The organism is Streptomyces krungchingensis (assembly GCF_054729265.1).
Genome location: NZ_JBPUKY010000001.1, coordinates 4,081,044 through 4,095,421, shown reverse-complemented (window position 1 = coordinate 4,095,421; position 14,378 = coordinate 4,081,044). Strand labels below are relative to the sequence as shown.

The 14,378-nt window shown below is 68.8% G+C and carries 8 protein-coding genes; 5 read left to right on the top strand and 3 right to left on the bottom strand.

The window, feature by feature from the left end; all coding sequences use genetic code 11:
• Positions 1–104: 104 nt before the first annotated feature.
• From mrdA to ACSYGO_RS18115, 4 genes are all read left to right on the top strand, one after another.
• Positions 105–2,360 carry a penicillin-binding protein 2 gene (mrdA, locus tag ACSYGO_RS18130; protein ID WP_432176800.1) on the top strand — a complete coding sequence of 752 codons (2,256 nt, stop codon included), beginning with the start codon at positions 105–107 and terminating at the stop codon, positions 2,358–2,360.
• A 34-nt stretch (positions 2,361–2,394) separates the two neighbouring features.
• Positions 2,395–3,594 (top strand): rod shape-determining protein RodA, encoded by a 1,200-nt coding sequence (gene rodA, locus ACSYGO_RS18125; RefSeq protein WP_028802624.1) that lies wholly within the window; start codon positions 2,395–2,397, stop codon positions 3,592–3,594.
• A gap of 150 nt (positions 3,595–3,744) precedes the next feature.
• A complete protein-coding gene (locus tag ACSYGO_RS18120; RefSeq protein WP_460387065.1) occupies positions 3,745–5,265 on the top strand; it encodes a CYTH and CHAD domain-containing protein in 1,521 nt (506 codons plus the stop codon).
• A 180-nt stretch (positions 5,266–5,445) separates the two neighbouring features.
• Positions 5,446–7,425: a TIGR03960 family B12-binding radical SAM protein gene (locus ACSYGO_RS18115; protein WP_426682401.1), complete on the top strand. Its 1,980-nt coding sequence runs from the start codon at positions 5,446–5,448 to the stop codon at positions 7,423–7,425.
• A 386-nt stretch (positions 7,426–7,811) separates the two neighbouring features.
• On the opposite strand, the gene ACSYGO_RS18110 is transcribed toward ACSYGO_RS18115, so the two are convergent.
• The gene (locus ACSYGO_RS18110) at positions 7,812–8,276 is read right to left on the bottom strand and encodes a hypothetical protein (RefSeq protein ID WP_460387064.1); all 465 of its coding nucleotides are present in this window, start codon (positions 8,274–8,276) and stop codon (positions 7,812–7,814) included.
• 243 nt (positions 8,277–8,519) lie between these two features.
• Positions 8,520–9,077 carry a hypothetical protein gene (locus ACSYGO_RS18105; RefSeq protein WP_460387063.1) on the bottom strand — a complete coding sequence of 186 codons (558 nt, stop codon included), beginning with the start codon at positions 9,075–9,077 and terminating at the stop codon, positions 8,520–8,522.
• 250 nt (positions 9,078–9,327) lie between these two features.
• Here ACSYGO_RS18105 and ACSYGO_RS18100 point away from each other — a divergent pair, with 250 nt between their 5' ends.
• Positions 9,328–9,531 carry a hypothetical protein gene (locus tag ACSYGO_RS18100; protein ID WP_460387062.1) on the top strand — a complete coding sequence of 68 codons (204 nt, stop codon included), beginning with the start codon at positions 9,328–9,330 and terminating at the stop codon, positions 9,529–9,531.
• Positions 9,532–10,234: 703 nt separating this feature from the next.
• Here the strand turns inward: ACSYGO_RS18100 and ACSYGO_RS18095 are convergent.
• Positions 10,235–13,633, bottom strand: a complete 3,399-nt coding sequence (locus tag ACSYGO_RS18095; protein WP_460387061.1) for a S8 family peptidase — start codon at positions 13,631–13,633, stop codon at positions 10,235–10,237.
• Positions 13,634–14,378 lie beyond the last annotated feature (745 nt).

Here is a 14,378-nt window from a genome sequence, read left to right as displayed (position 1 = left end):
AAGCGCCGCACGCGGCACGGGACTTGACGGGCCCTGGCGCCGCCGCGCACAGGTTCGCCGTGTACTCGTATGTCCCGTACACACACTGAGAGGGGGAGGCACCAGTGACCAACATTCCCGAGACCGGCCGGACCCCACGGGTCCAGATCCGGCTCGTCGTCATCCAGATTCTCGTACTCTCCCTCCTCGGCACGCTCGGCGGACGCCTCTGGTACCTCCAGATCCGCAACGGGGACGAGTACGCCAAGGAAGCCTCCGGCAACCACGTCCAGCAGGTCGTGCAGCCCGCCGTGCGCGGCTCGATCCTGGACGCGCGGGGCGTGCCCATCGCCGACAACGAGACCCGGCTCGTGGTCTCCGCCTCCCGCACCGACCTGCTGAAGATGAAGGACGACGGCAAGGCCGTCCTGACCAAGCTCGCCGCGGTCCTGGGCATGAAGCCCAAGGACGTCATGGAGAAGGTCCGCCTCTGCGACGCCAAGACGCCGCAGCCCTGCTGGAACGGCTCGCCCTACCAGCCGATCCCCATCACCGACGAGGCCACCCCCAGGCAGGCCCTGCAGATCCGCGAGCGCTCCGAGGACTTCCCCGGCATCACCGCCGAGCCCGAGGCCGTGCGCCGCTACGCGGCCCCCGGCAAGGCCAACACCGCACAGGTCCTCGGCTACCTCTCGCCCGTCACCGACGACGAGATCACCAAGGCCAAGGACACCGACTCGCCCTACCTGCGCTCCGACCAGGTCGGCCGCAGCGGCCTGGAGCGCGAGTACGACAAGGAATTGCGCGGCAAGGCCGGCGTCACCCGCTACGAGGTCGACAACCTCGGCCGCGTCATCGGCAAGGCCAAGAGCGACGAGGCCGAACCCGGCGCCAACCTGGTCACCAGCATCGACGCCCGGGTGCAGCGCGTCGCCGAGTACGAACTGAACGAGGCGATGAAGATCGCCCGCACCCAGTTCGACAAGATCACCGGCGAGAACTACAAGGCCGACTCCGGCGCGGTCGTGGTGATGGAGGCCAAGACCGGCCGGGTCGTCGCCATGGCGTCCAACCCGTCGTACGACCCGAACGCCTGGGTCGGCGGCATCTCCGGCAAGGACTACGCGCGGCTCACCGGCAAGAAGTCCAACTACCCGCTGCTGAACCGCGCCATACAGGGTCAGTCGGCGCCCGGCTCGACGTTCAAGGTGGTCTCCACGGCCGCCGCGGTCGAGGCCGGATACGACTTCGACGGCCGGTACCCGTGCACCAGCTCGTACTCCGTCGGCGGCCAGACCTTCAAGAACTTCGAGGGCGAGAGCTTCGGTCCCATCTCGCTCGGCCGGGCGCTGGAGGTCTCCTGCGACACCGTCTTCTACGGACTCGCCGACCGCGAGTGGAAGAAGGACGGCGGCATCAACCCCAAGAAGGGCCAGCCGAAGGACTTCTTCTACAAGGCCGCCCACCAGTTCGGCCTCGGCAAGGAGACCGGCCTCGACCTGCCCAACGAGGTCACCGGCCGCATCCCGGACCGGAAGTGGAAGGCCGACTACTGGAAGGCCAACAAGGACGCCTGGTGCAAGACCGGCAAGAAGAACGGCAGCTACGTCGAGAAGATCGCGTACGAGAACTGCCTCGAAGGCAACAAGATGCGCGAGGGTGACTCGATCAACTACTCCATCGGTCAGGGCGACACGCTCGTCACCCCGATCCAGGAGGCCGTGATCTACGGGGCACTCGCCAACGGCGGCACCATGTACAAGCCGACCATCGGCAAGGCCGTCGTCAGCGCCGACGGCAAGACGGTCCAGGAGATCAAGCCCCGGGTCAGCGGCAAGCTGCCTATCACCAAGGCCACGCTCAAGGGCATGGACGCCGCCCTCGAAGGCGTCGTCACCCGCGGTACGGCCGCCTGGAAGTTCGGCGGCTGGCCGCAGGACAAGATCCCGCTGCACGCCAAGACCGGTACCGCCGAGGTCTACGGCAAGCAGACCACGTCCTGGCTCGCCACGTACTCCAAGGACTACACGATCGTCATGACGATCGCCCAGGCCGGTACGGGTTCCGGCGCCTCCGGTGAGGCCGTGCGCAGCATCTACAACGCGCTCTACGGCGTCGGCACCGACGGCTCGATCGACAAGAAGAGGGCCCTGCTGCCCACCCCGCAGAAGAGCCTGCCGAAGATCCAGAGCGACGGCTCGATCGACGCACCGGCGATGTCCAAGGACCCGGCCAAGGATCTTCAGGCCACCGAGAAGGACACGTCCGAGGACGACGACCAGCAGCTGCCCGCCGGCACCGCACCGTCGCCGACCACGAGCAACCGCGACACCCGCAGGCGCACCGCCCGCCCGAAGAAGCGGCGGAGGAACCTGACATGACGACCGGAGCGACCACGCTGCTGAGGATGCCGACATGACCGGAGCGAACAACTTCTCCGTCTCCGGGTACGGACCCGAACGTGCCGGCTGGACCCGCCTGTTCGCCCGCGACTCGCTGGCCCGCCGGCTCGACTGGCCGATACTGCTGTCGGCGATCGCGCTCTCGCTGATCGGTACCGCGCTCGTCTACTCGGCGACCCGCAACCGCACCGAGATCAACCAGGGCGACCCGTACTACTTCCTCGTCCGGCACCTCATGAACACCGGCATCGGGTTCGCCCTGATGGTCGGCACGATCTGGCTCGGCCACCGCACCCTGCGCACGGCCGTGCCGATCCTGTACGGCGTCTCCGTCTTCATGATCCTGCTGGTGCTGACCCCGCTGGGCGCCACCGTCAACGGCGCCCACGCCTGGATCGTCTTCGGCGGCGGCTTCTCCCTCCAGCCCTCCGAGTTCGTGAAGATCACGATCATCCTGGGCATGGCGATGCTCCTCGCCGCCCGTGTCGACGCGGGCGACAAGCCCTACCCCGACCACCGCACGGTCCTTCAGGCCCTCGGCCTCGCCGCCGTACCGATCATGATCGTGCTGCTCATGCCCGACCTCGGCTCGGTCATGGTGATGGTGATCATCATCCTCGGTGTGCTGCTCGCCTCCGGCGCCTCCAACCGCTGGGTCTTCGGCCTGCTCGGCACCGGCGCCCTCGGCGCGATCGCCGTCTGGCAGCTGCACATCCTGGACGAGTACCAGATCAACCGCTTCGCCGCCTTCGCCAACCCGGACCTCGACCCGGCCGGCGTCGGCTACAACACCAACCAGGCCCGCATCGCCATCGGTTCGGGCGGTCTCTTCGGCACCGGGCTCGGCCACGGCTCGCAGACCACCGGCCAGTTCGTCCCCGAGCAGCAGACCGACTTCGTCTTCACGGTGGCGGGGGAGGAGCTGGGCTTCGTCGGCGCCGGGCTGATCCTCGTCCTGCTGGGCGTCATCCTGTGGCGCGCCTGCCGCATCGCCCGCGAGACGACCGAGCTGTACGGCACGATCGTCGCCGCCGGCATCATCGCCTGGTTCGCCTTCCAGGCCTTCGAGAACGTCGGCATGACCCTCGGCATCATGCCCGTCGCCGGCCTTCCCCTGCCGTTCGTCTCGTACGGCGGCTCGTCCATGTTCGCGGTGTGGGTCGCCGTCGGGCTGTTGCAGTCGATCCGGGTGCAGCGGCCCATGTCGGCGTAGCCGGTGCGGGTGGGGGTGCCGGCGCTGGTCCGGGCCGATGCCGGCCCGAGCCGGGCGCCGGTCCGGGGCCGGGGCGAATTCCGGCCCCTTCCCGCACTCCCGCGGGGCCGGGCACTGCCATCCCGGCCCCGACGGCACTAGATTCGGTTCATGGCGGACACGAAGCGCGAAATCGAGCGGAAGTACGAGGGTTCCTCGGCCGGAGGGGATACCGGCCTGCCGGACCTGACCCGCGTACCGGGAGTCGCCGGCGTCATCGACAAGGGTCTGGCCGAGCTCGACGCCACGTACTACGACACGGCCGACCAGCGGCTCGCCGCGGCCTCCCTCACGCTGCGCCGCCGCACCGGCGGTGACGACGCGGGCTGGCACCTCAAACTCCCGGTCTCCGAAGGCGTCCGCGACGAGGTCCGCGCGCCGCTCTCCGACACCGTCCCCCGCACACTGAGCGGCCTCGTCCGCTCCCGGGTGCGCGACGCCGAACTCGTCCCCCTCGTCCGCCTGCTGTCGGCCCGCGACGTCCGCCACCTCGTCGACGCCTCCGGCGCCCTGCTCGCCGAGGTCAGCCTCGACCGCGTCCACGCGGAGCGGCTCAGCGGCGGCAAGGGCACCGCCGACTGGACCGAGATCGAGGTGGAACTCGCGGACGACGGCGACCCCGCCTTCCTCGACAAGGTCGAGAAGAAGCTCCGCAAGGCGGGCATCAGCCGCTCCTCCTCGCCCTCGAAGCTCGCCAGGGCGCTCGGCGAGACGGGCAAGAAGAAGAAGAAGTCCGCCACCGCCGGGCCCGAGGACACCCCCGTCACGGCGGGGGACCACGTCCTCGCCTACCTCCGCGCCCAGCGCGACGCGATCGTCGAACTCGACCCCGCCGTCCGCCGCGACGTCTACGACTCGGTGCACAGCATGCGCGTCGCCACCCGCCGGATGCGCAGCGCCTTCCGCTCGTACGCCAAGGTCCTCGACCGCTCCGTCACCGATCCGATCGGTGACGAATTGAAGTGGCTCGCGGGTGAGCTGGGCGTCGACCGCGACCAGGAGGTGCTCACCGAACGGCTCACCGAGTCCCTCGACGGCCTTCCCCGCACCCTGGTCGCCGGGCCCGTCCGCACCCGGCTGCGCACCTGGGCCCACGCCCGCCGCGGCGGCTCCCGGCGACGCCTGATCGCCGTACTGGACGGCAGCAGGTACATGGACCTGCTGATCGCGCTCGACGCGCTCGTCACCGGCCCGCCGCTGCTCGAGGCGGCGGGCGGCGACCCCTCGAAGGTGATCGCGAAGGCCGTCCGCAAGGACTACGGGAAGGTCGCCGGCCTGGTCGGACAGGCCCTCGACCTGCCCCCGGGCATCGACCGAGACACCGCGATGCACGAGGCCCGCAAGAAGGCCAAGCGCGCCCGGTACGCGGCCGAGGCCGCCACCCCCGCCCTCGGCGGGCCCGCGGCCGACCTGGTCAAGTCGATGAAGTCCCTGCAGACCCTGCTCGGCGACCACCAGGACAGCGTGATGACCCGCGAGGCGCTGCGCGAGCTGTCGGCACAGGCCCACGGGGCGGGAGAGAACGCCTTCACGTACGGCGTGCTGTACGGGCGCGAGGAGCAGCGGGCGGCGGCGGCCGAGGCGGCGCTGCCCGGCCTGTGGCAGGCCGTGGAGGAGCAGACAGCGGTCTGACCGCCCGGCGGGCCTTCGTGCCCGCCCCCGGGCAGCCTGGCTGGGGCTGGGGCTGGGGCTGGGGCTGGGGCTGGGGCTGGGGCTGGGGCAGGGGCCGGGTCCGCGGCCGACGGTCCGGTGCTCCCCTCCGGCCGCGTTAGGCTAGATGGTCACCCCTGTCAGCTCACGAAGGTTCGCGAGATGCCCGCCGAAACCGCCGAGGCCGCTGAGTCTGTGTTTCCGCAGCTCGAAGCTCTGCTCCCGCACGTGCAGAAGCCGATCCAGTACGTCGGCGGAGAGCTCAACTCCACGGTCAAGCCCTGGGACGCCTGTGACGTCCGCTGGGCGCTGATGTACCCCGACGCCTACGAGGTCGGACTGCCCAACCAGGGCGTCATGATCCTCTACGAGGTGCTGAACGAGCGCGAGGGCGTCCTCGCCGAGCGCACCTACAGCGTGTGGCCGGACCTGGAGGCGCTGATGCGGGAGCACGGCGTCCCGCAGTTCACCGTGGACAGCCACCGCCCGGTGAAGGCCTTCGACGTGTTCGGCCTGTCCTTCTCCACGGAGCTGGGCTACACGAACATGCTCACGGCCCTCGACCTCGCGGGCATCCCCCTGGAGTCCAAGGACCGTACGGTCGACGACCCGATCGTCCTCGCCGGCGGCCACGCGGCCTTCAACCCCGAGCCCATCGCCGACTTCATCGACGCGGCGATCATCGGCGACGGCGAGCAGGCCGTGCTCGACATGACCGAGATCATCCGCGCCTGGAAGGCGGAGGGCCGGCCCGGCGGCCGCGAGGAGGTCCTCTTCCGCCTCGCGAAGACCGGCAGCGTGTACATCCCGGCGTTCTACGACGTCGAGTACCTCCCCGACGGCCGGATCGGCCGCGTGGTCCCGAACAAGTCGGGCGTCCCGTGGCGCGTGTCCAAGCACACGGTGATGGACCTGGACGAGTGGCCCTACCCGAAGCAGCCCCTCGTCCCCCTGGCCGAGACGGTCCACGAGCGCATGTCCGTGGAGATCTTCCGCGGCTGCACGCGCGGCTGCCGCTTCTGCCAGGCCGGCATGATCACGCGCCCCGTGCGGGAGCGAAGCATCACCGGCATCGGCGAGATGGTCGAGAAGGGCCTGAAGGCGACGGGCTTCGAGGAGGTCGGCCTGCTCTCCCTGTCCTCCGCGGACCACTCGGAGATCGGCGACATCGCCAAGGGCCTCGCGGACCGGTACGAGGAGGACAAGATCGGTCTGTCCCTCCCCTCCACCCGCGTGGACGCGTTCAACGTCGACCTGGCCAACGAGCTGACCCGCAACGGCCGCCGCTCCGGCCTCACCTTCGCCCCCGAGGGCGGCAGTGAGCGCATGCGCAAGGTCATCAACAAGATGGTCTCGGAAGAGGACCTCATCCGGACCGTCTCCACCGCCTACGGCAACGGCTGGCGCCAGGTGAAGCTGTACTTCATGTGCGGCCTGCCGACGGAGACGGACGAGGACGTCATGCAGATCGCCGACATGGCGATGAACGTGATCGCCGAGGGCCGCAAGGTCTCCGGCCAGAACGACATCCGCTGCACGGTGTCCATCGGCGGCTTCGTCCCCAAGCCCCACACCCCCTTCCAGTGGGCCCCGCAGCTCTCCGCCGAGGAGACGGACGCCCGTCTGGAGAAGCTCCGCGACAAGATCCGCGGCGACAAGAAGTACGGCCGCTCGATCGGCTTCCGCTACCACGACGGCAAGCCGGGCATCGTCGAGGGCCTGCTCTCCCGCGGCGACCGCCGCATCGGCGCCGTCATCCGCGCCGTCTACGAGGACGGCGGCCGCTTCGACGGCTGGCGCGAGCACTTCTCGTACGACCGCTGGATGGCCTGCGCCGAGAAGACGCTCCCGTCGTTCGGCGTCGACGTCGACTGGTACACCACCCGCGAGCGCACCTACGAGGAGGTCCTCCCCTGGGACCACCTCGACTCGGGCCTCGACAAGGACTGGCTGTGGGAGGACTGGCAGGACGCCCTCGACGAGACCGAGGTCGAGGACTGCCGCTGGACCCCGTGCTTCGACTGCGGCGTCTGCCCGCAGATGGACACCCACATCCAGATCGGCCCCACGGGCCAGAAGCTCCTGCCTCTGACGGTCAAGAACGCCGGCCCGACGCCTGCTTCGAGCGGTCACACGCACTGAGGTGAGGGGGGCGCTCGGTCGAGTGATTGAGGCGCTGGCGGGGGTGAGCGAGGGGGAGGTGGCGGCTGCAGTGGCAGCGGCTGGCGTTTCGCTCCCTCGCCCGTCGGCGCCGTCGACACCCTCTCGGACGCCGCTGCCGGGTCCCGAGGCTTCGCTGCACATCGTTTCTGAGGTGGAGTGGGTCTGAGCGTGACTGTGTGGCCGCGAGCCCCCTTCCCTGACCGGGAAGGGGGCTCGTTGGCGTTTGTCGGTGCGTGGATGTGTGCGACTGAGCGCCCTACGTGCTTTCGTGGTGGGTTCTACTGGCCTGTCTGGTAGGTCTCCCGGTCCTTAAGAAGCTCCCACGCTTTGATGTTCCAGTTTTGCGGCTCTATCACGATCGTCTTTCATACCTTGCTGGTCGTGGTGATCTTTATCCGGTGGTGCGGAAGGCTCCGGTCGATCTTGACAATCTCCACAGGCGGGAACTGATGGGACCCGCCGCTCTCCGTGAAGAAGTGGAAGCCACCCGTGTAGATGGGCACGGCCGTCCCGACGGCATGCCGCTCACCGACCTTGGCGTCCAGGCAAGCTGCGGGACTCGGAGCGCCACTTATACCGATGGCGCTATCCGCCACAACACGGCGGTTCCACGCAAGCACCACACGATTCCGTATCTGAGTCTCCCCGACCCATCCGGCTACAAGCAGCACAGCAAACGCCACCCACGAGTAGTCGTGCGTCATGTCGGCCAGTCCCCATGCGAAGAACCCGAAGAAGAGTGCCGCACCAACAATCTGGCTCGCATCTGCACCAGCCACCTGCTGGTTATGCGCGATTCCGCCTCTTCGACTGCTGCGATCTCTTGCCACTGCTGCTCCTCGGGCGCCTGGTCACTGTGTTGACAGCGGCACTGATACCTACCAGGTCCGCAGCCGGGCGGTCCGGAAACCCCGTCGACAGACGGTCCAGGAGGCCCTGCCGGTATGCGCTGAACAGTGCCACGACCACCTAAACAGGACTCGGGTTTCGACCCACAGGCACAACAGCGACTTGGTTCGGCGCGGTCGGTAGGCAGCCTGCCAGGCCGTGGATGCAGCACTCGGTGCCGCGCGTCACTCGTCCCCAGGGTCCGGGATCGAGTCGAGCAGCGCGTAAGCATCCTCCTCAACCTCCGCCCTGCCCATGCACACGTCCATTTTGACGGCCTGCAACTCAGGCAACTTGAGCCACTCCAACTGCTCCAGCGTGTACGGTCCGTCGGTCTCACCAAACGCCGTCAGCAGCCTGGCAGAGAACCGCCCTACCTCGACCTCGGCCCCACGCCTCTCACACATGGCTTGCCCCATTTGCTGGATGACCGACACATCCTCCTCGCGAACATCCCGCAGCACGGCGAGGGGGGACCGCAGATGCTCGGGCACCGTGTCGTCCGGCCGCACCCCGCACCACTGCTCGGCAACCATTTCCGCGACCCGGCGCACGGGCACCTCCAGGGCCCTGGCCAAGTACGGGTAGAGGCTCGGCTTGGGTGGGGCCTCGATCTCGTCCCACCGCACCTTGTTCCACCAGGTCACCGATCGCTTGAAGTCACAGTCGGCAGCCATCTCCTGGTACGTCTTGCCGGCCTTGAGGTTGAGCTGGGTGACCCGCTCACTAAACACGTTTCCCATGACGGGAGCGTCATCAGAAAAATACAAACTGTCAATTCTCGTTGATGTAAATCCGCGCTTCTGGTAAGGGCTTTGCCCCCTGTTGCGCTGCCCAGGGAGCCGCTGCCTCTGGGCCCGTAGCCATCGGCCGTTTATTCGACTGCTTTTACAGGGGCGTGCTGCCGGAATCCGGGGCATGAGCTAAACCTCCGAGCTGCCGTGGCCCGTACCCGACGAGCGATTCCGCCACTGGGTCGGCCAGTTCGCTGACATGCACGACCTGGTTCGTGACCTCGTGATCCCGTCTGGTCTGCCCCAGGCTGCGGAAAGCGTCCTGACCACGGCACGCGAATTGATCCGCATGAGCTATTACCGCTACGAGTTCATGATGATCGGCGCTGCGACCTCCGTCATCGCCATCGAGACCGCGCTAACCGACCGCTACGGCAAGGGCACCCTAAGGGCTGTCCCGTAATCCCTGGTGGATCAGCGCGCGGCGTCAGATGCGGTGCATCGCAAGGCGGAGGGCCGTCCTCATACTGGGCGTATTCGGGCGATCCGACAACGCGGCGAGGTGCCGTAGCTGTCGTCGTGCGCCCGCCAGGGATTACGGGACAGCCCTTAGCCAGCCACCTCAGGAAGGCCCGCGCTGACGGACTCCTCGCCGAGGAGCAGTACGACCTCCTCGATAGCTGCGGGCGGCCGATCCGGAACAGGTATGCGCACGGGGATCTCACCCATGCCGTGCTGACCCCGCCCCTGGCCATCGGGATGGTCCGTACGTCGATCACGATCCTCGCCAAGTTGCATGCCACGCCCCATCCCGGGACCACGGCCGCGAGCGGATGAGTGTTTCAGCGTGGCCGCAGATGGATACGGCTGCCATACAAATCGCCCCGACCAACGAGAAGTTGCTGCCCAGGCGCTGGAGCAGAGCAGCCGGATGGTCGCGTCGTACTCCGCCGCCTACTCACGGTCTACGGTCACTTCAGGGCGTGGAATGCAATCAATCTCGCCCGCATCGACGCCCACCTCACCCACGCACCATGGGCCCGCACCCGCACCAGCCTTCGCAGCGCTTCGCCCCGCCGACCGGTAGATCGACGGGGCGAAGCGCCAGGGCTGGAATTGACCGACGGCATCGAAGTGTCCGGCGGGTCCCGCGGTGCCGTCGACGGCTACTTCAGCAGGTAGGCCTTGATGACGGTCTGCTTGAAGGAGTTGCCCGCGGCGTCCTTGACGTAGGTGCGCAGGCTGACGGCTCCGCCGGCGGCCTGGCGCGGGCTGTCCACGGTCACGGTGCGCTTCATACCGGAGCCGTGGACCTCGGCGGCTTGCCAGGTCTTGCCCTCGTCGTAGGAGACCTCGACGGTGAGGGTGCGGATCGGTGACTCGGCGGCGCCGGGCGCTCGCTGGATCAGGACCGGGATGTCGAGTTCGCGTCCGGCCCTGGCTCGGTTCCACTCGTCCAGCTCCGGCGACATCCGCACCGCGTACAGCGGCAGAGCCTGGCGTGTCGTCGTGGTCTGCGACCGGAACCGCCACTCCGCCCGCACGTCGGAGGAGATGGAGGAGACGGGGTTGCGGTCGCGCTGCACCTCGAGGTTCAGCTGGTAGTCGGCGGGGGTGGCATCGGCCGGTACCGGGGCATAACCCCACCATTCCGAGACCAGTTCACCGTTGCGCCTCAGCTGCGCCGTGGGCCGGCTGGCGGTCGACGTTCCCGCCGCCAGGTCGAGATTCCCGTTGGCGGAGTCCTGGATGGCGTACTGGATCGTGTCGCCCTCACGGAAGGAGTTCATTCCCTGGGGAGCGAACCCCATGGCCTGTACGCCCTGGTTCCAGCGCTCCTCGACCGTCGCTCCGGCCTTGTAGCCGTGCCGGGTGCTGATGTACATCTGCCCGTTCGGGCTGTCCGGAGCGAGGAAGTCGAACTGGTCGAAGGCGGTCTGCCGGAGCAGGCCGTCGGCCGCCGAGAAGTAGTCGACCCGCTGGCTCGGAACCGGAACGCCCTTCATCATGTGCCAGCCGATACGCAGGTCGTCGACATCCGTGTAGACGAAGCGGAAGGCGGGGGCTCCCGGCGCGGTGGCGGCGAAGGTGGTGTTCACCTTGGCCAGCTCCGACTTGCGGGGGTTGTAGCCGGGATCGGCCGGGATGGCGCCGTGCACCGGCCGGGTGAGGTAGTAGACCGACGAGGGGTTGCCGTCCGCGCCGGCCGGGTCGCCCCAGACGGTGCTGACGAGGTAGGTGAACTTCGAGTCCTGGGCCTGCGCCGTCGGCGTCGCGTACACGCCCTCGATGTGGTCGGTGCCGATCGCGTTGCTCATGGTGACGGAGAGCAGCTCGTGGTGCAGGCTGATGGTGCCGATCTCGGCCGAGATGATGCGCGCGGCGCGGCTCGGCGCCGAGACGGTGACGGGCTTCGCCTTCCGGGCGTCGATGGCGACCTGCCGGTCGGCGGTCATCACGACCTTCGGCACGCCGACGATGATGCCCTCGGTGTACGACGCGTCGAAGAAGAAGCCGCTCACCGAGTAGGTGTCCTTCGGCACGCGCACCACGGTGCTGTTCTTGCCGAGCGCTTCCACCTCGTAGGCCTTGCCATCGGCCGATTGGACGAGCAGGTAGGCGATGTCGGGGGCCGTGCCCGTGCGGCTCTTCAGGTCGATGCGCAGGTCGTAGGAGGGCTGCTCGAGGTCCATGCCGAACGGGACGCGCACCGAGACCTGTCCGTCCGCGGTGGCCGCGCTCACCACGCCGCTGTAGGCGGCGTACAGCGTGGTGGCCTCCGGGGTCGCGGTGAGGGTGACGTCCGCCGTTCCGTGCGCGGGCACGGTGACCGTGTCGGCGCTGAGGCTGAAGAGGCCCTCGGGGGCGGGCACGTCCTTCTTCCCGCTGCGCGCGTTCTGCTTGAGCTGGAGGGTGACCGGCTCGGGGCCCGGGTTGCGGTAGGTGATCGTCTTGGTCACCGGCGGCCGCGCGCCGTCGGTCCAGCGGATCAGCCCGAAGTCCAGTCCGGCTGCGTCGGCGGTGACCTCCTGGTCCACCGCCCGCGCGACGTCGACGCGCCCGGCGCCCTGGAAGTACGCGCCGTGCTCCTTGGCGCCGGTGGCCGACTGCATCAGCTGGCGCTTGACCTGCTCGGCCGTCCAGTTGGGGTGTTGCTGGAAGAGGATGGCGGCGGCTCCGGCCACATGCGGCGTGGCCATGGACGTGCCGCTCATCGCGATGTAGCCGTCGTCTTCGGTGGTGCCGCCCGCCCTGGCGGCGACGACGCCGACGCCCGGGGCGATGAGGTCCGGCTTGAGGCCGGAGTCGCCGGTCCGCGGACCGACCGAGCTGAAGACGGCGACGTCGTCGTCGTCCTCGGCGGCTCCGACGGCCAGCGCCCCACTGGTGGAGGCGGGCGAGGAGACCCTGCTGCCGGAGCCGTTGTTGCCGGCCGCGGCCACGACCAGGGTGCCGTAGTCACGGGTGACGGTGTCGACCATGGCCTCGAGGGCGTCGGTCTCCGGGGTGTCGGTGTCGCCCAGGCTGAGGCTGATCACCTTGGCGCCGTGCTGGGCGGCCCAGGCCATTCCCTCGATGATGTCGGAGTTATCACAGTTGCCGTCCGCGGTGCAGACCTTGCCGAACAGGATCTGCGCGCCCGGTGCCACGCCTTTGTACTTGCCGCCGGAGGCCGCGCCGGAACCGGCGACCGTCGAGGTCACGTGAGTGCCGTGGCCGTTCAGGTCGTCGGTGTTGGGCTCGGTGGTGAAGTTCGCCGAGTCCGCGACGAGGCCCTTGAGGTCCGGGTGGTTCGGGTCGTAACCGGTGTCCAGCACCGCGACCTTGACCCCGCCACCGGTGTAGCCCTTCTCCCAAGCGTGGGGGGCGCCGATGCGCGGCACCGTCCGGTCGAGCTGGACCTTGGAACGGCCGTCGAGCCAGACGCGGCTCACACCCGCGCCGAAGGAAGTGGCACCCGCCTTGGCGGGAGCGATGCCCTGCCAGAACTCCGCGGCGTCCTTGCGCTGTTCGGCGAGGGTTGCGAAGCGGGTCCCGGAGATGGGGCGGACCTTGTCGGCCCCGGCGGCGGTGAGCCGGCGCTCCGCGGTGCCCGCGTCACCCGCGTACTGGACGATCAGCGGCAGGCCGGCGCGCGCGGCGTATTTCCCCTCGACCAGGGCCGAGACGTTGAACAGGGCCCGGTCGAGGCGGTCCGCGGCGAGCAGCGGAAGGGCGTCGACGGGTATGACCGTCCAGTCCCCGCCGTCCTGGCGCTTGAGGAACCTGAGGTGCTCGCGGCCTTCGGCGGGCTCGACCGAGACGCTCTGCTTGCCCGAGCGGTCCGTCTCCAGCGTGACGCGGTCGCCCGTGATCAAGGTGACCTGGTGGCGGGAGACCAACGCCGTCCGGGCGGCGGTCGCCCCGCCCTGCGCGCCCGTGCTGCTCCGTGCGGTGTCCGCGGCGACGTCCCGAGCCGCGGCGGGGGCGGCGGCCAGGCCGGCCAGCAGCGCTACGACGGCTGTGGTGGCCGCGGCACTCCGCGACGCAGGACGCCGGCCCCCGAGGCGCCACCTGTCGTTCATGTATCTCATGAGGTGACAGCGTGCTGTCGAGAAAGGCGCCGGTCAGCAGTTTCCTGTGTCCACAAAGCGACAAGTCGTGGTTACGCCACGGATGAACCTCGATGAATGGTGACGAACACGGGAATCCGCAACCCGACCAAGGGGCACCCGGCCATACGGATCAAAACACTTCTGACATCTACGGGTGACATCGACGACGCCAGACGAAGGCGTACACCAGCGCCTCTGTCCGGCCGCCGCACCAGTCGCTGACACCAGCCGGAGCGGCCTCGGATCGAACTCCTGAAGCGGTGGTCGACAGAGCGTGGCGCGGGTGTGGTTGCCTGACTGCCCGCAGATGGACACCCACATCCAGATCGGCCCCACGGGCCAGAAGCTCCTGCCTCTGACGGGCAAGAACGCCGGCCCGACGCCGGCTTCGAGCGGTCACACGCACTGAGGTGAGCGGGGCGCTCGGTCGAGTGATTGAGGCGCTGGCGGGGGTGAGCGAGGACGAGGTGGTCGCTGTGCTGACTGCTATGGCTCCGTCGAGCCACCGGCGGCCTGCACTCCCGGCTGCATCGCACACGCCTCTGCCGGCGCCTAGCAGAGCCTCGGACATTCACTCTGAGGTGGAGTGGGTCTGAGCCTTCGCAACACTGTGAGGCCTGCTGTAGACGTCGCGAAGCCCCCTTCGATTCGGAGGGGGCTACGCCGTTTCTGGGTGGGGCTGGAGGCCTCGTAGGACATGGCACCGCGGCGCTGT

What these genes read in the sequence shown, in the direction of transcription:
- ACSYGO_RS18120 (WP_460387065.1), top strand. Translation starts at nt 3,745, where the DNA reads ATGGCGGACACGAAGCGCGAAATCGAGCGGAAGTACGAGGGTTCCTCG.
- ACSYGO_RS18115 (WP_426682401.1), top strand. Translation starts at nt 5,446, where the DNA reads ATGCCCGCCGAAACCGCCGAGGCCGCTGAGTCTGTGTTTCCGCAGCTC.
- rodA (WP_028802624.1), top strand. Translation starts at nt 2,395, where the DNA reads ATGACCGGAGCGAACAACTTCTCCGTCTCCGGGTACGGACCCGAACGT.
- ACSYGO_RS18105 (WP_460387063.1), bottom strand. Translation starts at nt 9,077, where the DNA reads ATGGGAAACGTGTTTAGTGAGCGGGTCACCCAGCTCAACCTCAAGGCC.
- ACSYGO_RS18095 (WP_460387061.1), bottom strand. Translation starts at nt 13,633, where the DNA reads ATGAACGACAGGTGGCGCCTCGGGGGCCGGCGTCCTGCGTCGCGGAGT.
- ACSYGO_RS18100 (WP_460387062.1), top strand. Translation starts at nt 9,328, where the DNA reads ATGCACGACCTGGTTCGTGACCTCGTGATCCCGTCTGGTCTGCCCCAG.